General features: G+C 40.8%; 20 protein-coding genes and 1 pseudogene. 11 read left to right on the top strand and 10 right to left on the bottom strand.

What is annotated here, in order from left to right:
- Positions 1-52: 52 nt before the first annotated feature.
- The 4 genes and pseudogenes from ACLR96_RS04505 to ACLR96_RS04490 form a co-directional block, all read left to right on the top strand.
- Positions 53-178 (top strand): annotated as a pseudogene (locus tag ACLR96_RS04505) (molybdenum cofactor biosynthesis protein); the annotation flags it as partial.
- Between the two features lie 114 nt (positions 179-292).
- Positions 293-730 carry an MOSC domain-containing protein gene (locus tag ACLR96_RS04500; protein WP_177267831.1) on the top strand — a complete coding sequence of 146 codons (438 nt, stop codon included), beginning with the start codon at positions 293-295 and terminating at the stop codon, positions 728-730.
- A 27-nt stretch (positions 731-757) separates the two neighbouring features.
- A complete protein-coding gene (locus tag ACLR96_RS04495; RefSeq protein WP_243206879.1) occupies positions 758-2110 on the top strand; it encodes a rubredoxin-like domain-containing protein in 1353 nt (450 codons plus the stop codon).
- A gap of 11 nt (positions 2111-2121) precedes the next feature.
- Positions 2122-2955: a deoxyribonuclease IV gene (locus ACLR96_RS04490; RefSeq protein ID WP_177267818.1), complete on the top strand. Its 834-nt coding sequence runs from the start codon at positions 2122-2124 to the stop codon at positions 2953-2955.
- A gap of 20 nt (positions 2956-2975) precedes the next feature.
- Here ACLR96_RS04490 and ACLR96_RS04485 read toward each other — a convergent pair whose 3' ends face one another.
- The gene (locus tag ACLR96_RS04485) at positions 2976-4148 is read right to left on the bottom strand and encodes a cation diffusion facilitator family transporter (RefSeq protein WP_177267817.1); all 1173 of its coding nucleotides are present in this window, start codon (positions 4146-4148) and stop codon (positions 2976-2978) included.
- A gap of 13 nt (positions 4149-4161) precedes the next feature.
- Positions 4162-4422, bottom strand: a complete 261-nt coding sequence (locus ACLR96_RS04480) for a TIGR03905 family TSCPD domain-containing protein (protein WP_187524967.1) — start codon at positions 4420-4422, stop codon at positions 4162-4164.
- A 70-nt stretch (positions 4423-4492) separates the two neighbouring features.
- On the opposite strand from ACLR96_RS04480, the gene ACLR96_RS04475 reads away from it, so the two are divergent.
- Positions 4493-5539 carry a DUF3048 domain-containing protein gene (locus ACLR96_RS04475; protein ID WP_177267815.1) on the top strand — a complete coding sequence of 349 codons (1047 nt, stop codon included), beginning with the start codon at positions 4493-4495 and terminating at the stop codon, positions 5537-5539.
- A gap of 39 nt (positions 5540-5578) precedes the next feature.
- On the opposite strand, the gene ACLR96_RS04470 is transcribed toward ACLR96_RS04475, so the two are convergent.
- Positions 5579-6928, bottom strand: a complete 1350-nt coding sequence (locus ACLR96_RS04470; protein WP_177267814.1) for a penicillin-binding transpeptidase domain-containing protein — start codon at positions 6926-6928, stop codon at positions 5579-5581.
- Positions 6925-8952, bottom strand: a complete 2028-nt coding sequence (locus ACLR96_RS04465; protein ID WP_177267813.1) for an FtsW/RodA/SpoVE family cell cycle protein — start codon at positions 8950-8952, stop codon at positions 6925-6927. Before ACLR96_RS04465 ends, ACLR96_RS04470 begins: the two co-directional genes overlap by 4 nt.
- Positions 8953-9140: 188 nt before the next feature.
- Between ACLR96_RS04465 and ACLR96_RS04460 the strand changes: the two genes are divergently transcribed.
- Positions 9141-9701 (top strand): DUF6506 family protein, encoded by a 561-nt coding sequence (locus ACLR96_RS04460; protein WP_177267812.1) that lies wholly within the window; start codon positions 9141-9143, stop codon positions 9699-9701.
- Between the two features lie 168 nt (positions 9702-9869).
- Here ACLR96_RS04460 and ACLR96_RS04455 read toward each other — a convergent pair whose 3' ends face one another.
- Entirely contained in the window at positions 9870-10202 is a 333-nt protein-coding gene (locus ACLR96_RS04455; protein WP_177267811.1) for a winged helix-turn-helix transcriptional regulator, read from the bottom strand.
- Between the two features lie 347 nt (positions 10203-10549).
- Here ACLR96_RS04455 and ACLR96_RS04450 point away from each other — a divergent pair, with 347 nt between their 5' ends.
- A complete protein-coding gene (locus ACLR96_RS04450) occupies positions 10550-10891 on the top strand; it encodes a cupin domain-containing protein (RefSeq protein ID WP_412265263.1) in 342 nt (113 codons plus the stop codon).
- A gap of 142 nt (positions 10892-11033) precedes the next feature.
- On the opposite strand, the gene ACLR96_RS04445 is transcribed toward ACLR96_RS04450, so the two are convergent.
- From ACLR96_RS04445 to ACLR96_RS04425, 5 genes are all read right to left on the bottom strand, one after another.
- Positions 11034-12743 carry a [FeFe] hydrogenase, group A gene (locus ACLR96_RS04445; RefSeq protein ID WP_177267810.1) on the bottom strand — a complete coding sequence of 570 codons (1710 nt, stop codon included), beginning with the start codon at positions 12741-12743 and terminating at the stop codon, positions 11034-11036.
- Between the two features lie 3 nt (positions 12744-12746).
- A complete protein-coding gene (gene nuoF, locus ACLR96_RS04440; protein ID WP_177267809.1) occupies positions 12747-14624 on the bottom strand; it encodes an NADH-quinone oxidoreductase subunit NuoF in 1878 nt (625 codons plus the stop codon).
- A 9-nt stretch (positions 14625-14633) separates the two neighbouring features.
- Positions 14634-15083: a complex I 24 kDa subunit family protein gene (locus ACLR96_RS04435; RefSeq protein ID WP_177267808.1), complete on the bottom strand. Its 450-nt coding sequence runs from the start codon at positions 15081-15083 to the stop codon at positions 14634-14636.
- A 207-nt stretch (positions 15084-15290) separates the two neighbouring features.
- Positions 15291-16271 (bottom strand): biotin--[acetyl-CoA-carboxylase] ligase, encoded by a 981-nt coding sequence (locus tag ACLR96_RS04430; protein ID WP_177267807.1) that lies wholly within the window; start codon positions 16269-16271, stop codon positions 15291-15293.
- A 58-nt stretch (positions 16272-16329) separates the two neighbouring features.
- A complete protein-coding gene (locus tag ACLR96_RS04425) occupies positions 16330-17208 on the bottom strand; it encodes a LysR family transcriptional regulator (RefSeq protein WP_177267828.1) in 879 nt (292 codons plus the stop codon).
- Between the two features lie 144 nt (positions 17209-17352).
- Between ACLR96_RS04425 and ACLR96_RS04420 the strand changes: the two genes are divergently transcribed.
- The 4 genes from ACLR96_RS04420 to ACLR96_RS04405 are packed head-to-tail and all read left to right on the top strand — an operon-like array spanning position 17353 to position 19567.
- Complete coding sequence (locus tag ACLR96_RS04420) at positions 17353-17595, top strand: hypothetical protein (RefSeq protein WP_177267806.1); 243 nt, start codon at positions 17353-17355, stop codon at positions 17593-17595.
- 40 nt (positions 17596-17635) lie between these two features.
- Positions 17636-18067, top strand: coding sequence for a cupin domain-containing protein (locus ACLR96_RS04415; RefSeq protein WP_177267805.1), 432 nt, complete (start codon positions 17636-17638; stop codon positions 18065-18067).
- Between the two features lie 20 nt (positions 18068-18087).
- Positions 18088-18414, top strand: a complete 327-nt coding sequence (locus ACLR96_RS04410) for a carboxymuconolactone decarboxylase family protein (protein ID WP_177267804.1) — start codon at positions 18088-18090, stop codon at positions 18412-18414.
- Between the two features lie 16 nt (positions 18415-18430).
- A complete protein-coding gene (locus ACLR96_RS04405) occupies positions 18431-19567 on the top strand; it encodes an aldo/keto reductase (protein ID WP_177267803.1) in 1137 nt (378 codons plus the stop codon).
- The last annotated feature ends 143 nt before the right edge of the window (positions 19568-19710 follow it).

Raw genomic sequence — 19710 nt, 5'->3', positions numbered from 1 at the left:
AACTACAGGAGGTACAGGTTTTTCTGTAAGAGATGTGACCCCGGAAGCTACTATGGCAGTTGTTGACAGAGAAGTCAGAGGTATTCCGGAGGCGATGAGAGCTGAAAGCATGAGGATAACTCCTATGGGAATGCTTTCAAGAGCGACGGCAGGTCTGAGGAAGCGAACTCTCATAATAAATTTGCCGGGGAGCAGGAAAGCTGCTTCGGAATGCCTTGAAGCAGTTATAAAGCCTGTAAAACATGGCGTGGAAGTCCTTTTAGGAGAATCCGGCGACTGCGCTGCTATCCATTTGCCGGACGGGAAAGTTAAAGCGGTGTGCATAAGTGAAAAAAAGGGCGTGCAGAAGCACAATATAGGAGAAGCCTATCTGAAAGTGAATCATGGTATTGAAGGTGATGCTCATGCAGGAAATTGGCATAGACAGGTAAGCCTTCTGGCGGCTGAAAGCGTGGAAAAGGTACAGAAATCACTTGATTTTGAATTGAAAAGCGGGGATTTTGCCGAGAATATTCTTACGGAAGGTATAGAGCTTTATACGCTTCCTGTGGGAACGAAGCTTAAAATAGGTGAAGCTGAAGGAGAGGTAACCCAGATTGGAAAGGAATGCCATCACGGATGTGCTATAAGAGAATTGGCGGGAGACTGTGTGATGCCGAGAGAGGGAATTTTTATCAAGGTGATAAAAGCCGGAAAAGTGAAAACCGGAGATTCGATAAAAGTATTGTAAATGAATATGTTGAAGGAGGAATCAGCAATGATGAATAATGTTACGGATTCGATTATATATGTGGGGGCCAACGATCACGATATTGACCTGTTCGAGGGCCAGTATAAAGTACCTGAAGGTATGGCGTATAATTCATACATCATAAAAGACGAGAAAAACGTTGTCATTGATACCATAGATAAGAGAAAGACTGAAGAGTGGCTGGCTAACGTGGAGGAGGCGCTTGGAGGAGAAGCTCTTGATTATCTGGTGGTGCAGCATATGGAGCCTGATCATTCGGCATCAATAAAGGCTTTAAAAGAGAAATATCCTGATGTAACTATAGTAGGAAATAAGAAGACTTTTAATATGATATCGCAGTTTTTTCCGGGGATGACAGTGGAAAATAAAATGATCGTTCAGGATGGCGATGTTCTTGCACTTGGAAATCATCAGCTTAATTTCATATTTGCGCCTATGGTGCATTGGCCGGAAGTAATGATGACATATGAATCAAAGGAGCAGATCCTTTTCTCAGCTGATGGATTTGGAAAATTCGGGGCGCTGGACTCTGCTGATGATGACTGGGCATGTGAAGCAAGAAGATATTATATAGGTATTGTCGGGAAGTACGGAGCTCAGGTTCAGAATGTACTTAAGAAAGCGGCAGATCTTGATATAAAGATTATATGCCCGCTTCATGGACCGGTGTTGGATAAAGATCTTGAGTATTACATAGGTCTTTATGACATATGGTCAAGTTACAGACCTGAAACGTCAGGGGTTTGTATATGCTATACTTCAGTTTACGGCAATACCAAGAGCGCTGTCGAATTGCTGGAACAGGAACTCAAAGCTGCGGGAGAGGAAACTGTGGTTGTCAATGATCTTGCAAGGTGTGATATGGCCGAAGCTGTGGAGGACGCTTTCAGATATGACAGGATGATTCTGGCTACTACTACTTATAATTCTGATATATTCCCGTTCATGAAGGAATTTATAGAACATCTTAAGGAGAGAAATTATCAGAACAGAACGGTAGGGCTTATAGAAAACGGAACATGGGCGCCTATGGCTATAAAGATAATGAAAAAAGCTTTTGAAGGTTCTAAGGATATCAACATGGCTGAAAACAACGTAACTATATTATCGGCGATAAACGATAAGAGTCGGAAACAGATAAAAGAGCTGGCTGCTGAAATGATTTCAAAGAAGAAATCATTAGATAATGCTGAAGAGATTTTTGATGATGAAAATGAAAAGATAAAACCAGAAAAGAAAAAAGGTTTTGTCTGCACTATTTGTGGATATATCTATGAGGGAGATACACTCCCTGAAAATTTCGTATGCCCGCTTTGCGGACAGGGGCCTGAAGTTTTTGAGCCTGTAGATATAGAATAAAGGATGGCGAAATGTTTAATATAGGATGTCATTTATCCTCAGTCAAAGGCTTTGAGCATATGGGAAAAGAAGCTTTAAAAATAGGTGCCGACACATTCCAGTTTTTTACGAGGAATCCAAGAGGCGGCAGGGCTAAAGACATTGATGAAAATGATGTGAAGAGATTCTTAGAGCTTGCAGCTGAACATAATTTTGCCAGACTGGTAGCTCATGCCCCATATACTCTGAATCCCTGCTCGGCTACTGAAAAGGTAAGAGCGTTTGCTTATACAGCGATGTCAGATGATATGCAGCGTATGGAGCATATTCCGGGAAACTATTATAATTTTCATCCGGGCAGTCATGTGGGACAGGGAGTGGAGAAAGGTATAGAGCTAATAACGCAGCTGCTAAATGAGATAATAACACCTCATCAGAATACTGTGATACTTTTGGAAACCATGGCGGGTAAAGGCAGCGAGATCGGGGGAAAGTTTGAAGAACTTCGGGCTATAATAGATGGGGTAAAGATAAAAGAAAAGATAGGTGTTTGTTTTGACACATGTCATGTAAGTGACGCAGGGTATGATATAATAAATAATCTGGATGGGGTAGTAGAGGAGTTTGATAATATCATAGGACTTGATAAGCTTCATGCGCTTCATATCAATGACAGTCTCAATCCTGTAGGAGCGCATAAAGACAGACATGCCAAAATAGGTGAAGGATGTATAGGTTATGATGCGATAGTGAGGGTAATCAATCATCCAAAGCTTAAAGGCCGTCCGTGTATACTGGAAACACCTAATGAGCTCGACGGGTATGAGAGAGAAATAAGAATGCTTAAAAAAGCATATGATGGATAGTCATACGCTTTTATGCTGTTTTAAATTTTAGTATATGCTTTGTCAAATGTTATGACGGCAAAGTATTTGTTATCGACCGCTTTCACGGCATTATTGGCAATTCTGAGAATTTGTTTTTCAGGGTATCTGCATTTTGTTGAAAGTACTACATCAAAAATTACGTTGGTATGAGTAGGGCCGGGAACTATCCTGAAATCATGTATGCTCTCTACTCCTTCAAGGGGAGAGAATGCCTCCTCTATAATTGCACGAAGTTTATTGATGAGTGGGTCATTGGTTTTCACAGGATCCATGTGAATAACAAATTCTATATGAAGTGTTTCTTTCACAAGCCGTTCTATATTGTCTATCATATCGTGGCTTTTCATAAGATCTCCGTCGGCATCTACTTCTACATGTATAGAGGCAAATATTTTTCCCGGTCCGTAATTATGGACGATGAGATCATGTATACCTAAAACACATGGTTCTCTCATGACGGTTTCGGCTATGTCTGAGACCAGCGTTTCATCAGGGGCTTCTCCCAGCAGAGGGCTGGAAGTTTCTCTCACCAGCTGTATGCCTGACCATATGATAAACAGAGCAACAAGACATCCCATATATCCATCTATCTTAAGGTCGGTGAATTTCCCCACCAGAACGCTTATGAGAACGACTCCTGTGGCAATCACGTCATTTCTGCTATCAGCACCTGTAGCTATCAGTGTGACCGAATTAATTCTTTTTCCTATATTTTTATTAAACATAGACTGCCATAGTTTGATAACTATGGCGATCACAAGAGTGATTATGGTGATATAGCTGAATTCAAGGATTTCAGGATCAAGTATTTTTTCAATAGATGTTTTCAGAAGCTGTACGCCTAAAATTATTATAAGAATAGATACGAAAAGTCCGGTGAGATATTCAATGCGGGCGTGTCCGTATGGATGATTTTCGTCTTCGGGTTGTGATGCCAGCTTGAATCCTATCAGTGTCATCAGTGATGATGATGCATCGGCAAGATTGTTTATGCCGTCGGCGATTATGGCGATACTGCTGGAAAAAATACCGATAAGTATCTTCATGGTGCAGAGAACTACATTGGAAATGATACCAACTACGCCGGCAAACTTACCGTATCTTTCACGTACTTTAGGATCAGAAGTATTTTCGTAATCCCTGACAAATAATTTGATGAACAGATTTCCCATTCTTCATGGCCTCCTATTTGGCTTGTTCTTTTTTCTGCGCCTCCATCAAGGCCTGGGCAAACTGATCTGAGCATGAGGTTTTTTTTGAACCGCAGGTTATACCAAGCAGACGTTCTTTGACCTGATCTACCGTCATTCCCTCCGTAAGTGCCGCAAGAGCCTTGAGGTTGCCGCTGCAACCTCCTTTGAAGTGTACATTTTTTACTATGTTTCCGTCCAGTTCGAATTCAAGCTTTGTAGGACAGACGCCCTTCGGCGAAAAATCATATTTCATTGTTCTAAGTCCTCCTAAGATATGGTACAATACAGTATAACAAATAAACTCTGAAAGGGAAAGATGAAGAATGATGGAAACTTCAAGAAAAAGGCGAAGAAGGAGAAAGCCCGGTAAATTATCCGTGTTTGTGATAATCTTGGCAGCACTGGTGGTGATTGTAGGAGCGATAGGAATTGTTTCTCTTGGCGGAAAGATCATCGGAGGGCTTCCCGGAATAAAAGATAAAGAAGAAATCATAAATCCTCTTACCGGTGAAGTAAGCAGTGAAGATTTACCGGCCAGACCACTGATAGTTTCGATAGATAACGTAGGAGATGCTGTTCCTCAATCGTGGCTGTCTAAAACAGATATGGTTTACGAGTTTCCTGTTGAAGGAAAGCAGACAAGGCTTCAGGCTGTATATTACGGACAGTTTCCTGAAGAATTTGGACCCATAAGGAGTACAAGACCGTATTTTGTAGATCTGGCCAGAGAATACAAAGGAATTTTTCTGGCGCATGGATGGAGCCCTGAAGCGAAGTCCTATCTGATGTCAGATGTTGTTCCTTATATAAACGCCATGAACAGTGACTGCGAATTTTATAGAGTCAGTGATAAAAGTGCTCCTCATAATTCCTATATAAAATGGGAAGAAGTAAAAGCCAAAATAGATCAACAGGGGTGGTGGGATGAAAAACAGGATATTCGTTCTTTTGACTTTCTCAAAGGAGCTCAGACCAACGAGGGCGAGGAAGCGACTTCATTGACCTTCAAATATGCTGAAAGTAAATTTGAGTTTACATATGATGAATCTTCGGGGAAATATACTCGGACTCTCGCAGGCAAAAAGTATATAGATCATGAGACAGGAGAGTCTATAACAGCGAGCAATGTTCTGGTGCAGAAAGTCAGCAGCTCTGTCCTTGACAGTAAAGGCAGACTGAAGATAGATATGTGCGCAGGCGGCGAAGCTATACTGTTTACGGGAGGAGTTGCAGTTAAGGGCACATGGTCCAGAGAAGATCTTGATTCCAGAACCATTTTTAAAGATAATGAAGGCAACGAATTCAAATTTACGGTAGGCAATACATGGGTAGAAGTCACAGATCAGAATTGTGATCTGAGTTATAAATAAAAAAACGCTCACTTTATTAAGAAGTGGGCGTTTTTTTCCTTAGTTAACGATATCCTGAAGAACCTTGTTTGCAACTGATCCTGCCGCATCAGCTCCGTATCCTCCGTTTTCTACCATGACGATAAAAGCATACGGATTGGTTTCATCATTAAGAAAGCCTGCAAACCATGCATGAGGTCTTTTGTTGTTGCCGACTTCTGCTGTTCCTGTTTTTGCACATATATTCAATCCCGGATAATTTTCTGAACCGTAATGAGCAGATACATTGTTTGCCATCATTTCCGTCAAAGAAGAGGCCGTAGATGAATCGATCATGCTCTTGGTTTTTATTCCGAACATAGGTAACTTGGCAAGTTGTTTATCTATGAAAGAAGTTGGCTTTATAATGGTTGGAAGTGTCGCTTCACCTCCGTTTGCGATTGCTCCCATATATATCATCATCGCACATGGATTTATCATATCTTTCCACTGTCCTATACCGGTCCATGCCAGATTCATGCCGCTGTCGGGAAATTCAAACGTTCCTTCGCTGGTCTTTATTCCGTCTATGTCATATGAACTTGTAAGTCCTGCTTTTTTTGTATACTCCTCCATCAGCGCAGGTCCCAGCTTTTCGGCAAGCTGTCCGAAGTAACAGTTGCATGAAACTTCCAGAGCCTTCTCGAGATTTACGGTTCCGTGGGCTTGAAGATCCGTGACTTTATAATTACCTCCATAGCTTACTGAGCCGGTACAATTGAATGCCCAGGTGTAAGCGTCGTCAAGATTTTCTATAGCGGCTGCCGCTGTAACAAGTTTAAATATAGAACCGGGAACAAAGGTTGCTGATGTCAGTCTGTTTATATATACACCGTCTTCCGGAGAGGCGGGCGGATCGATGGGGTCGTATGTAGGAGCACTTACCATACAGATGATTTCCCCTGTTTTATAGTTATATACGCCTACTGTACCGTTGCGTCCGTTAAGAGCTTCATAAGCTGTGGCACACACGTCTGCATCCAGCGTGAGTGTAACATCTTTTCCTGCATTGTTGAGGGAATAGACACCGTTGATGAAATCATAGCCTATGAGTTCATCGGTGAAAGCTCTGTTGGCTCCTGTGGATATGTTATTATCTTTATCTCCTGTTATATGCATCAGTGCTTTTCGAATAGAAGTATTGTCATTGTATATCATGCCGTCAGTGGTGTTTTGCATGAGAAGATTCCCGTTGACATCATAGAGTTTCCCTTTGGAAAGATCTCCTTCGTTATATACATCTCTGTTGCCTTCATATGATGCCCAGTCATCGCCGTGGGCAAAGTACCTGTAAGAAAATATTCCTACGCCTATAAGCAGAACACCTGCCAGAAGAAGACACATGATGGCACGCTTTTCTATTTTTTTCATTTATCGTCACCTCCAAAAATATCATCCAGAGTTACCGGCGAGTCATTATGATGATCCTGCAGTGATTGCGATGGCCGTAGACGTTGGGACTGCCGGGAAGGTCTGTTTTTTTGCTGTGACGGATGTTCGAAACTTTCGAAAAAATCTTCATCGGAAAAATCTGTATATTGTATTGGTTTTCTGTCAGCTTTCCGTGATTTTTTTACTACTGTAGTATTTTCGAATCTTCGTTTTGAAGAAGGCTTTCTGATTTTTGAAGCTTTAGGTATTGATCGGTAAAGTTCATCAGGATCTTCAAGGCTACCGCCTTCGAGTTCCTGCTCAAATTCTCCTTTTTTGTCCAACCTTATGGCAAAGCTGGCGTTTTGTCGTGTATCAGCTGCTTTGAGGAAAGCAAGAAGTCCCCACGAGGCTATCATACTGGTACCTCCCGATGATACAAATGGAAAAGTAACTCCTGTGAGAGGCAGCAGGTCTACAGATCCGAACACATTGAGTATGGTTTGGAATATAAACATGGACGTTGCAGCGCAGGCAGCGATACTGTAATATGTAGATCTTCCTGCTATTATAGCGCGCACTGCAAAGATTCCCAGAGTTATTATGCATAATACTGAGAGAATAGCTATTATAAGACCCCACTCTTCACTTAAGAGTCCGAATACAAGATCTGTGCTGGCTGCTGCTACATCACTGAGATTGCCTTCCCCGGCGCCAAGGCCAAGAAGCCCTCCGCTTGCGGCAGAGGTCATAGTCTGGACCTGCTGGAATCCCCCTGCTGTGGGGTCTTCCCATACATGCCCCCATGTTTCGAATCTTGCACCTATATATGGTTTAAACCTCAGCACCATGAGGCCCATGAGACCTGCGGCGCCTACGATCAGTATGAGTTTAGAGAAGTCTCCGCTTCTGAGGAACGAGATAACGAGAAATGTGACAAAGAAGATGATTGCTGTACCGAAGTCCCCCATTATTGCAAGGCAGCCAAGGCAAAATACAGAGAAAGCCATAAATATAGTTAGATTTTTTCTTTGCTGCAGTTCATCTAATGTAGCTGCTCCCACATATACGAATACAATTTTAACAAGCTCAGACGGCTGGAATGAAAAGCCTCCTATTTGAACCCAGTTTTGTGCTCCATATTTTATGGTACCGAGAGCGAGATTTATTATCAGCAGAAAGACGCTGACCGCCATAAGTATATATGTAATCTTCTTAGCTCTGTTGAGATCTCTCAGATACCAGCAAAGTCCAAAGAAAAGGCCCAGTCCCAAAATTACACATACGGCCTGTTTGAAAACAGAGCCGGGATAGGCGGAAGCTGTAACTGCAAGGCTTAGGGTAGAAAGGAAAAATGCGATTATTTCCATTTCAAATCCTACTCTTTTAAGAACTCTCATGAAAATTACATAAAACCACATAAGGCCGCAGAGAAGGGCAAATGCTATAGGCAGATTGGCAGGGAAGTTTTCTCCCAAGGATATTTTAAACTGTATGACTGCCAGCAGCTGAAATATACTTAATGCTACAAGAGAAGGCCATGGTGATACCGGACGGGTTTTCCGTCTGCGCCGTTCTATATTTGACATACGTTCTTGGAGACTTACCGGATACAGTGTGAAATCTGATCCTCCAATGGTAAGAACATCTCCGGCTTTTAAGACAGTAGCTTTTTTTACGGGATTTCCGTTTATTTTAGAACCATTTTTAGAATTAAGGTCATTATATTTCCAGATTCCGTCGGAATCTCTTATAAGAGTAGCGTGGCTGCGGGAAACACTTGTGAGATTCAATATGATATCGCAGCCTCGGCCTCTGCCGATTAGATTTTCCCAGTGAGTCAGAGGAACGCTGCTGCCATCGGGACATCCTAAGTAAGCCCAGATCTCGGAAGGGTTCCGGGCCTGCAGCAGTGAACGTATCTGTCTTATAAGTATGAACGCTGACAGAAATAAAAAAATCCATCGAACAGCAGTTGTAAAATATATACCGGCCATCTGTACGGCCGTAGTTAGAAGTTCCATATAAATATTTCCTTTTTTATTTTTAAAACTTAAGATTATACAGAGTTATTATAGTAAAGAAATTTGTCGTTGATGTGATGAAATTTTTAATCACTTGTTTCGGTAAAGTTTTTGCTGCTTGCACAAGGGATAGCAAGGTGATAATATATCTTTAAATATCAGGAGAAATATATTTTTGGAGGTTTTAGATGTTAAAGTTTGCTTTTTTAATTAATGTTCCGGGACAGTCTCCCGAAACTTATTCGGCTGTATATAAAAATCATAAGAGCTATAGTATCATCGCAGGTGTGGATGGCATGGAAGCGGGAAAAGAATATATAAAAAAGCTGGTTGCCAGAGGTTTTACTCTTATTAATCTATGTGGTGATTTTGATGATGAGACTGTTGCTTATATGAGAGAAGATGCAGGGGAAGGTGTGCAGATAGATAATGCCAAATATTCTATCGATGAACTTGCTAAATTAAATAAACTGCAGTCATTTAAGGATTACGGAATTATCATACAGATGGAAGGGGTAGAGACTCCCAAGAAAGTGAATTTGGAGTGCGATGAGTGCATAACTACGGCAGTTTTTGTTAAAGATCTCAAGCAAGCCAAAGAGGTTGCCGCAAAGCTGGCAAGGCGAAGAATTGGATTCATAGAACTTTGCGGATGGTTTGACAGACTTATGATGGAAGAAGTTGTGAATTATATAGATGGCGCTGTTCCTATAGGAACATGTGGAGATATGGAACTTACAGATCTGTGATGCAAAGCGGATATATAAAAAGGGTTTGCTATATTAGGGGTGGAAATTGTGAAGCGACAGTCTTTTTCTATATTAGCAGCCTTGAAGGGAAGTTAATTCTTAAATTTTGTGTCTACGACGCAAAATTTAAGAATTATAATAATCCTATTATTTTAAAATTGTGCAACATTAGGTTTGAACGGTAACATTATCTAAATAATTTTCTCCCCACTCACACATTACATCTAATATTGGGATAATACTTTTTCCAAATGCAGTCAATGAATATTCTACTTTTGGTGGAACAACCGGGTAAACATTGCGTAAAATCAAATTATCAGCTTCCAATTCTCGTAATTGCTGTGTGAGCATTTTAGGCGTTGCGTGAGGAATGAGCCTACTAAGCTCATTAAAACGTAAAATATCATCTCTTAAATGCCATAAGATAAGTGTTTTGTATTTGCCACCAATCAAATCTAAAGTAGCTTCTACAGGACAATTAAAAGTACTCGGACATTTCATATTTAGGCCTCCTTAATTTACACTATACTTTAGGGTAGTATATTACAAAAAAGTGCATTCTTGATTTTTTGAAAATTTTTATTATAATCATAGCATAGAAGAGTTAAGCAGTCAATAACTGTCTATCCCTGAGATGTGGCAAAGATTGTATTTTTTACTTCTTTGTTTAAGTGAAACAGACCTTGTAATACAAAAGCGGTTTTTTATGCAGCGTCCCAGAGAATTGTTAGTCGAGAGTGCGCATACCGACAAGATCTTCTAATGATAAAATATTGTTGTGGACTTCAGAAAGACATAAGTTTCTGGAGATACAAAAAAACTGTTTACAATGTGAGGAGGGTTACATTATGAAATGTACTACAAAAATTGAAATAATGGATAAAGATGCTGGTGTAACAAATGGAACTATGAAAATGGAAATGTTGCTGGATGAAGAACAGATGAATGGAAAATGCGGTCTGTATGCCAAATGTTCATTGTCGCCGGGAGCAACATTTGATTACCATGAACATCATGGCGAAACCGAAACATATTTTATTTTGTCAGGTACAGGAATCATAGATGATAACGGTACAGAGCGTCCGGCCAAAGCAGGGGATGTGTTCTTTTGTCCAGATGGCAGTGGGCACGCTATCATAAACACAGGAAATGAGGATTTTGTTTTAATTGCATTGATTATTCTCTCTTAATAAAGTCGAGGGATAGTATAATCTAAAGGGAATGATTTTTCAGGCTGTCCAGCCATTACTTGCCGTTATTTAACAACATGAAGATGCTGTCACAATAAAGAATAAAATTCCTTATGTGACAGCATCTTTTTATTGATAAGTATTATTTGTAATGTAGCAGTCTGTGCGCATTGTCTCCTGAAAGGAGGTCGTTATAAAGCGCTTCTGTAACGGGATTTGCCTGTGATGTACGGACATTTGACATTTTGTCTGCATTGTACATGCCTTCAGATCTTTCAGGTCTTGCTCTTCCGATAACGAATGGCTGACCTGCTCCGGCTATACAGCCTCCTTGACATGCCATGACTTCTACGAAATCATAATAAGCTTCACCGGATTGTATTGCTTTTATAAGGTTTTCTGCATTTCTGAGACCGTTTACGATGGCAATAGAAAGAACTCTCTCTTCTCCGAATGGAAGTTTGACTTCTTTTACACCTTCCAGTCCGCGTACGCCTGTAAATGCTATTTCATCAAGTTCAGATCTGTTTTCAGGGTTTACTACATTTCTGATGACAGCCTCTGTTACACCACCTGTTACACCGAATATAACACCGGCTCCGCTGGCAATACCAAATGGCATATCGACAGCTTCAGGCTGGAGATCCTTAAAATTGAGACCGGATTCAATAATCAGTGTAGCGAGTTCATGAGTTGTGATGGAAAGATCTACGACTTGCTCTCCGTTCATCTTGAGGTCTTCACGCTGTATTTCATATTTTTTTGCGGTACAAGGCATTATGGCTATATTTTTAACGATTTTGTTATTTTTTTTGCCTGCGGCATCCTTCTTTGCCTTTTCTTTCAATACAGATCCAAACATTTCCATAGGTGATTTGCAGCTGGATATATTATCCATAAGTTCAGGGTGTTTGTTTTCTGCATATTTTACCCATGCAGGACAACATGATGTGAAGAGTGGGAGTTTTTCTCCTGAATTCAGTCTTTCTACGAATTCAGCAGCTTCTTCTATTACTGTAAGATCTGCACTTGTAGCTGTATCATATACTTCATCGAAACCTAATTTTCTGAGAGCTGCTACAATTTTTCCCATGACATTGGTCCCGTAAGGGAAATTAAAATCGTCACCGAGAGCGACTCTTACAGCAGGAGCTATTTGAGCCTGAACGATGATATTGTCATCATTAAGCATTTCCCAAAGCTCAGGAAGATTGCTTCGTATAGTGATGGCAGCTGTAGGACATACAGCGGAACACTGTCCGCAGTTGACACAGTTGGTTTCCGCTATAGGCATATCAAAGGCAGGCATTACTTCCATATTCGAACCTCTGTTGACAAAGTCCATAGCTCCGACATTTTGTATTTCGTCGCATACACGTATGCAGTCTCCGCAGAGGATACATTTATCAGGATGTCTTATGATAGCAGGAGAGGACATATCTTTTGTTCCGTCCATACTGTAGGTTTCAAAACGTACAGTATCTACTCCGAAACGCTGAGCCTGATTGAGAAGCTCGCAGTCTCTTCTTTTTTCACAGGTGATACAATCCCTGTTATGGTCTGCCAGCATAAGTTCCAGAATCATTTTTCTGTATTCCCTGATTCGTGGAGTGTTGGTTTTTATTTCCATTCCGGCTTTCGGCGGAGTGGAGCAGGATGCTATGATTCCGCCCTTTTTATCTTCCACTATGCACATTCTGCAGGCGCCGAAGGTAGAAAGCTGTGAATGGTGACATAGAGTAGGAACGTCGAATCCGGCTTTTCGGATCAGATCCAAAAGTGTTTTTTCACCTTCTATAGGAACAGGTCTTCCATTGACGATCATAGTTCTTGGTTTGTTAATAGCACTCATTCTTTAGCCCTCCTTAATTGCGTTGAACTTACATTTTTCTATACATGCTCCGCATTTAATACATGTGGCGGGATCAATCTCAAACGGTTCCTTTACTTTACCGGAAATGGCATTTACAGGACAGACTCTCGAACAAAGCGAACATCCCTTGCAGAGTCCTTTATCGATATAAATTGTTTTTAATGCTTGACAGTTTCCTGTTCTGCATTTTTTTTCAACTATATGTTCTATATATTCATCTCTGAAATATTTAATGGTTGATTTAACCGGATTAGCCGCGGTTTTGCCCAATCCGCAAAGAGCTGTTGCCGTAACAGTGTCGGCAAGCTGCTCCAATGTTTCCAGATCAGATAACTCTCCGTTCCCGGCAACGATTTTTTCGAGAATATCAAGCATTCTTCTGGTTCCCTCACGGCAAGGAACGCATTTTCCACATGACTCGTTCTGGGTGAAGTTCATAAAGAATCTGGCTACCTCTACCATACATGTATCTTCGTCCATTACTACAAGTCCGCCTGAACCTATCATTGCTCCTACTTTTTTCAGACTGTCAAAATCGAGAGGAAGTTCCAGATGCTCTTCTGTGAGACATCCGCCGGAAGGACCTCCGATCTGTACGGCTTTAAACTTTTTGCCGCCTCTGATTCCTCCTCCAATATCGTATATTACCTGTCTTAAAGTTGTTCCCATAGGAACTTCTATAAGTCCGGTATTTACGATATTGCCTGTCAGAGCGAAAGCCTTTGTTCCCGGACTTCTTTCAGGTCCTATTGTTTTATACCAGTCGGCGCCCTTATCTATAATGATGGGAACATTCGCAAATGTTTCAACATTGTTGAGAAGTGTTGGTTTGCCGTAAAGGCCATGTTCGACGGTTCTTGGAGGTTTAACACGAGGCATTCCTCTGTTTCCTTCTATTGATGTGGTCAGAGCACTTCCTTCTCCGCATACGAAGGCTCCGGCTCCCTTTACGATATGTATGTCAAAATCAAAACCTGATCCCAGTATATTTTCTCCAAGAAGTCCGATGTCCCTTGCCTGATTGATGGCATTGGTCAGTCTTTCTACGGCAAGAGGATATTCCGCCCTTACATATATGTATCCCTCTGTGGCCCCTGAAGCATATCCGGCTATCATCATACCTTCAAGCATTTTATGAGGATCACCTTCCATGATGCTTCTGTCCATAAATGCGCCGGGATCTCCTTCATCTCCATTGCATACAACATATTTTACAGGTGATTTTTGAGCCTTTACTTGTGACCATTTTCGACCTGCAGGGAATCCTGCGCCTCCTCTTCCTCTGAGATTGGAATCTGTGATTACATTTATGACTTCGTCTTTTGTCATATCAAACATGGATTTTTCAAGGGAAGTGTATCCGCCGTAGGCTATGTACTCTTTTATAGATTGTGCATCAATCTGTCCGCAGTCTTCAAGAACGAGCCTAGTCTGATGTTTATAAAACGGAATCTCTTCCTGCTCAGGATACTGTATACCGTCTCTGCTGTATATAAGACGTTCTACAATATCATCGTCTACAATAGATTTCTCTACAATTTCCTGACAGTCTTCTTTTTTGACTTTAAGGTAGAATAGTTTGGAAGGTTCTATTCTGAGTACCGGACCCATTTCACAGAAACCATGACATCCGCTTTTCTTAAGACCTATACTGCCTTCGCACGCATCGGAATCCAAAGAAATATCACAGTTGAGGCCGTTTTCTTCTATGAGTTTTTTCAGTTCATCATAAATTTCCATGGAACCGCCTGCAACGCAGCCTGTTCCTCCGCATACATACACTTTTTTCTTCTGTGTGTCTATATGAGCAAGAAATTCTTTTCTGTATTGGTCTAAATGTTTTCTATCTGTTATTTTCATTGGTTCCTCCTATTTCAGTTCTTCAAGTAAAGCTGTGGCTGATTCGGGAGTCATGGCAGGGTAAACTTTATCGTTTACAGTCATTACAGGAGCCAGCCCACAGGCGCCCAGACATGATACCGTTTCAACAGTAAAGAGACCATCGGGAGTTGTCTTCTGAGTCTCTGACAAGCTGAGCTTATTCCTCAGTGCATTTAAAATAGGAATAGATTTTCTTACGTGACATGCTGTTCCGTCACATATCTTGATAACGTACTTTCCTTTCGGTTCCAGTGAAAAATTCTCGTAAAAAGTCGCAACGCTGTAAATTTTTGCGATACTGGTATCAATTTTATCAGCCAGATAAAACAGCGCTTCCTTTGGAAGATATCTGTATTCTTCCTGGATGTCTTGTAAAATAGCGACGATAGGTTTTCTGTCGCCGTGACGAGCTACTATCTCGTCGATTGTTTTACTCATTTTCTCATGATCCATAATGGTTTGCCCTTTCTACATTAGATAGCTGTAACGGTAGATAATTCAGACTAATTAAAATTTTATAAGGTGATTTTACAGTATAGTTAAAAAATTGTCTATAGGTTTCATAAGAAAAGCAAACTTAGTTGCGGAAAAAAACAAAGAAATCGTACTAACTTGTCATGTTGATATCCTTCTTTGTTAAAAATATTATAATCTTATGGATATTTCTCCTGTAGATAAAGTTTCTTTTTGACCATCAGGATAAAGGACTATCAGGCATCCGTCGTCATCTATACCGATGGCTTTGGCAGGCAGACCGGGAAGCTCATCTTCGGGACTGATGTTATATCTTCCTTTATATACTCGTATATCTTTTCCGATGACTAGGCTTTTTTGTTTATATGAATTAACAAAGGTACGTTTCTCGAGATTTTCGGTAAAATGAAGAGTTTTAGAGATTATTTCAGCGGCCAGTGCTGCTTTAGAATAATCTCCTTCTACTGCCCCAACAGTATTAAGGATATTGTCCGGGAAACCTTTTACTGTAGTATTGACCCCTATACCTATTACGAGAGCATCTATCTGGCCTGTTTCAAAGTCGGTTATCCCTTCAGTCAGAATCCCGCATATTTTTTTTCCTTTCAGATAAACATCATTCACCCATTTTATTTCTGTTTTCTGTTTGCAGACACATTCTACTGCTTCAGCAACGGCCACTGCTGCAGCTGCAGTAACCAGAATTGATCTGCTTAGATCAAAGGTGGGTTTGATTATAATGCTGAGATATATTCCCTCTCTGGGAGAGAAGAAACTTCTTCCCAGCCTGCCTTTTCCTGCGGTTTGCTGCAAAGCTATTATTGTGGTACCATGAGGCGCTTTTTCCAGCGCCAGCTGCTTTGCTTTCGTATTGGTGGAATCCAGTGTATCATATATATGAATATCATTGTTTTTATAGTTTGCGGGAAGGAATGCCCGGAGATTTTCTTCGGTAATGATGCCGTCTTCTTCTATGAGTTTATAACCTTTGTTTGTTACAGCTTGTATTATATAACCTTCTTCTCTGAGTGCTTTTATTGCTTTCCATACGGCAGTGCGTGATATATCCAGATGGTTGGAAAGTGTTTCTCCTGAGAGATAACCATGGTTGTTTTCTCTTAGAGCTTTCAAAATCAGATTTTTTGTTGACATGAAGTCCTCCTTAAATAAAAATTATATATTTTTACAGATTTTCATGACGCCGGATAATTTAATCCAGTTCCTGCTGAAGTATCTCGAGCATTTTTTTTGCGGCGGATGAAAAGATCTGATATTTTTTCCATGCTATGAACAGTTCTGCTTTTATGGCAGGTTCAAAGGGACGGAAACATAGGCTGCTGTTTTCGGAAAGTTCCAGCAGTTTATCAATGCACAGTGCATATCCAAGTCCTTCTTCTGTCATGATGGAAGCATTATATATCAGATTATAAGTTCCGATGATATCCAGACTTTCAAACGGTTTACCCAGCCAGCCCGAAAGTTCATTTTGTATCAGCGCCTGTCTGGAACAGATAATAGGAATTTTCTGAAGATTTTCCGGAGAAATGGCTTCAAGCTGTGCTAAGGGATCATCTTTTCTCATCAATACTCCCCACTTGTGATAATAAGGCAGCTGCAAATAATCATATTTTTTAAGATTTGTCATTCCTACAAAAAGGCCAAAATCCAGAAGTCCTTTATCAAGCCTTTCTGATACATCTTCCCCGTTCCCGCTGAATAGACTGAAGCGAACGTCAGGATAGAGGCTTCGCATTCGATGCAAGGCTCTGCCTATATATCTTATGGCTTCTGTTTCGCCTCCTCCGATGAAGATTTCACCGGAAATGGTTTCCGGTCCCCCGTTAAATGCGGCTTCTGTTTTATCAGTGAGTTCTATTATCTCTTGAGCTCGTTTGCGCAGAAACATACCGTCTTCAGTAAGTGTTATTTTTCGGTTTCCTCTTATAAACAGTTTTTTTCCAAGCTCGTTTTCCAGCTCCATCAACTGTTTTGACAGGGTTGGCTGAGTTACGTGGAGCGTTTCTGCTGCCGCTGTTATATTTTGTTCTCTCGCTACAGCGAGAAAATACCGTAAGACACGAAGTTCCATCAATTATAACCTTTCTTATGCATATAAAGTGTTTCTTTTAAAATCATTATAAGTATTCTTAAAAATTATGGCAAGTAATAGTTTATAGGTATTTGCTATTAATATAAAATTGGAATAAAATCAGAGTAACGGGAGGCATGAAAAATGTTATCGGATAATGAGATAAAGGTTTTAAGACAAATGCTGGAAGATTCCGGATGCGGCAGCGCAGAAACGGAGAAGTTCATCAGGTGCCGCAGAAACGGAACGTGTGAAGATCAGCTTGCGGTATTGTTTCATCATAGAAAACGCCTGCTGTCTGACAGTCATAAGATACAGCGTCAGATAGAATGTCTGGACTATCTTATATATAAATTAAAAAGAAATGATCTTAAAATAAAAGGATAAACCGGAACTATAAAAACAGATTCTGCAAGGAGGTAAAATTATGGATACAGAGACGATTAAAAAGAAGCTGGGCCCTGGGGCAGTATTTGATATAGGAGAAGAAAATACTGCATTTGCTGAGTTTTTTGATGGAAATAGTTATCTGAGTATGTTATCTTCCCATCAGGTAGGTATAGCAAATGTTACATTTGAGCCGGGATGCCGTAATCACTGGCATATACATAAAGCCTCTGAGGGAGGCGGTCAGATATTGCTTGTCACAGCCGGAAGGGGCTGGTATCAGGAATGGGGAAAAGAAGCAAGAAAATTGTGTGCAGGGGACACAGTGAACATTCCGCCGAATGTGAAACACTGGCATGGAGCTGCAAAAGACAGCTGGTTTCAGCATATTGCCATTGAAGTGCCGGCGGAAGGAGCTGTCAATGAATGGATGGAAGCAGTAGACAGAGACGATTATGATAAGTTAAAGTAAATATGTCAGGAGGCAAAAAAATGAAAAAACAGACGGCAGGCAGAGAGGCTCTCGGAGAATTCGCCCCTAAATTTGCGCAGCTTAATGATGATATATTATTCGGTCAGGTGTGGAGCCGTGAAGATGAACTGTCTCTAAGAGACAGGAGCCTTGTAACAGTAGTGGCGCTTATGTCCCAGGGACTTGTGGATTCTTCTTTCAGATATCATCTGAAATCTGCTAAAGATAATGGAATTACAGAAACGGAAATAGCGGAAATTTTGACACATGCGGCTTTTTATGCCGGGTGGCCTAAGGCTTGGGCGGCATTCCGCATGGCTATGGAAGTATGGTCAGATAAGGAATGAGTGTAGGAGGATAACCATGATATATAAAGATTTTAAAGATAAAAAATTATCAGCTCTTGGAATGGGAGCCATGAGGCTTCCGGTAGAAAAAGGTGATGATTCAAAAATTGATACTGATAAGACCAGAGAAATGGTAGCCTATGCTATGGAAAAGGGTATAAATTATTATGATACAGCATGGGGCTACCATGCAGGAAATTCTGAGCTGGTAATGGGGGAAGTTCTCAGTGAATACCCTAGGGAATCATTTTATTTGGCAGATAAATTTCCGGGGTATGATCTTTCGAATATGGATAAGGTAGAAAGTATATTTGAAAAACAGCTGGAAAAATGTCGTGTGGAGTATTTTGATTTTTACCTTTTTCATAATGTCTGCGAAATGAATATAGAGCAGTATTTGGACGAAAAATACGGTATTATGGATTACTTATGGCAACAGAAGCGCAATGGCAGGATAAAACACCTGGGCTTCTCTGTACATGGAAGTTTTGATGTAACTGAGAGATTCCTTGAAAAATACGGAGATAGAATGGAATTTTGTCAGGTACAGCTTAATTATCTGGATTTGACTTTTCAGAAAGCTGATGAGAAACTGGATTTGCTGGAGGAATATGGAATACCTGTATGGGTGATGGAGCCTTTGCGCGGAGGACGCCTTGCAAGGCTTACTGAAGAGCAGGAGAAAAAACTGAAAGATCTTAGGCCTGATGAGGCGATTCCCGCTTGGGCGTTTAGATTTCTTCAGTCTATTCCATCTGTGAAAGTAATTTTGTCGGGAATGTCAGATTTTCACCAGTTAAAAAGCAATATAGAAACCTTTGAAGCGGACAGACCTTTAAATGATAAGGAGATGGAGGAACTTCAGAAGATCGCAGAGGAAATGCTGGGTGAAAAAGTATTGCCTTGCACAGCATGTCATTACTGTACCAGTCATTGCCCTAAAGGACTTAATATTCCGGATCTTTTGAAGCTGTATAATGAGCATACTTTTACAGAAGGGGGCTTTCTGGCGCCTATGGCTCTCAGTGCTCTTCCTGATGATAAGAAACCGAATGCATGTATAGGATGCAGACAATGTGAGGCAGTCTGTCCGCAACAGATAAAGATCTCCGAGGCAATGTCGGATTTTACTCAGAAGCTGGCGGATAAGTAGCGTGATTTCTTGTTTCACCGGTATCTATTGCAGTGCAGTCAATGTATAGCGTTTTATCATTTATCATGACGGCGTTCCACTTATGGGGAACGCCGTTCATTTTCTTCAGGCTGATTTAAAATTTCCTTGACTGTACACATACA

Origin of the sequence: Lentihominibacter sp., from assembly GCF_046951855.1 — a bacterium.
GTDB classification, from domain to species: domain Bacteria; phylum Bacillota; class Clostridia; order Peptostreptococcales; family Anaerovoracaceae; genus Lentihominibacter; species Lentihominibacter hominis.
Note: the sequence above shows the minus strand (reverse complement) of the source record. Positions and strands in the feature narration are given on the sequence as shown.

What these genes read in the sequence shown, in the direction of transcription:
- ACLR96_RS04460 (WP_177267812.1), top strand. Translation starts at nt 9,141, where the DNA reads ATGTTAAAGTTTGCTTTTTTAATTAATGTTCCGGGACAGTCTCCCGAA.
- ACLR96_RS04425 (WP_177267828.1), bottom strand. Translation starts at nt 17,208, where the DNA reads ATGGAACTTCGTGTCTTACGGTATTTTCTCGCTGTAGCGAGAGAACAA.
- ACLR96_RS04475 (WP_177267815.1), top strand. Translation starts at nt 4,493, where the DNA reads ATGATGGAAACTTCAAGAAAAAGGCGAAGAAGGAGAAAGCCCGGTAAA.
- ACLR96_RS04490 (WP_177267818.1), top strand. Translation starts at nt 2,122, where the DNA reads ATGTTTAATATAGGATGTCATTTATCCTCAGTCAAAGGCTTTGAGCAT.
- ACLR96_RS04405 (WP_177267803.1), top strand. Translation starts at nt 18,431, where the DNA reads ATGATATATAAAGATTTTAAAGATAAAAAATTATCAGCTCTTGGAATG.
- nuoF (WP_177267809.1), bottom strand. Translation starts at nt 14,624, where the DNA reads ATGAAAATAACAGATAGAAAACATTTAGACCAATACAGAAAAGAATTT.
- ACLR96_RS04410 (WP_177267804.1), top strand. Translation starts at nt 18,088, where the DNA reads ATGAAAAAACAGACGGCAGGCAGAGAGGCTCTCGGAGAATTCGCCCCT.
- ACLR96_RS04465 (WP_177267813.1), bottom strand. Translation starts at nt 8,952, where the DNA reads ATGGAACTTCTAACTACGGCCGTACAGATGGCCGGTATATATTTTACA.
- ACLR96_RS04495 (WP_243206879.1), top strand. Translation starts at nt 758, where the DNA reads ATGATGAATAATGTTACGGATTCGATTATATATGTGGGGGCCAACGAT.
- ACLR96_RS04450 (WP_412265263.1), top strand. Translation starts at nt 10,550, where the DNA reads ATGAAATGTACTACAAAAATTGAAATAATGGATAAAGATGCTGGTGTA.
- ACLR96_RS04480 (WP_187524967.1), bottom strand. Translation starts at nt 4,422, where the DNA reads ATGAAATATGATTTTTCGCCGAAGGGCGTCTGTCCTACAAAGCTTGAA.
- ACLR96_RS04420 (WP_177267806.1), top strand. Translation starts at nt 17,353, where the DNA reads ATGTTATCGGATAATGAGATAAAGGTTTTAAGACAAATGCTGGAAGAT.
- ACLR96_RS04470 (WP_177267814.1), bottom strand. Translation starts at nt 6,928, where the DNA reads ATGAAAAAAATAGAAAAGCGTGCCATCATGTGTCTTCTTCTGGCAGGT.
- ACLR96_RS04415 (WP_177267805.1), top strand. Translation starts at nt 17,636, where the DNA reads ATGGATACAGAGACGATTAAAAAGAAGCTGGGCCCTGGGGCAGTATTT.
- ACLR96_RS04430 (WP_177267807.1), bottom strand. Translation starts at nt 16,271, where the DNA reads ATGTCAACAAAAAATCTGATTTTGAAAGCTCTAAGAGAAAACAACCAT.
- ACLR96_RS04445 (WP_177267810.1), bottom strand. Translation starts at nt 12,743, where the DNA reads ATGAGTGCTATTAACAAACCAAGAACTATGATCGTCAATGGAAGACCT.
- ACLR96_RS04435 (WP_177267808.1), bottom strand. Translation starts at nt 15,083, where the DNA reads ATGAGTAAAACAATCGACGAGATAGTAGCTCGTCACGGCGACAGAAAA.
- ACLR96_RS04455 (WP_177267811.1), bottom strand. Translation starts at nt 10,202, where the DNA reads ATGAAATGTCCGAGTACTTTTAATTGTCCTGTAGAAGCTACTTTAGAT.
- ACLR96_RS04485 (WP_177267817.1), bottom strand. Translation starts at nt 4,148, where the DNA reads ATGGGAAATCTGTTCATCAAATTATTTGTCAGGGATTACGAAAATACT.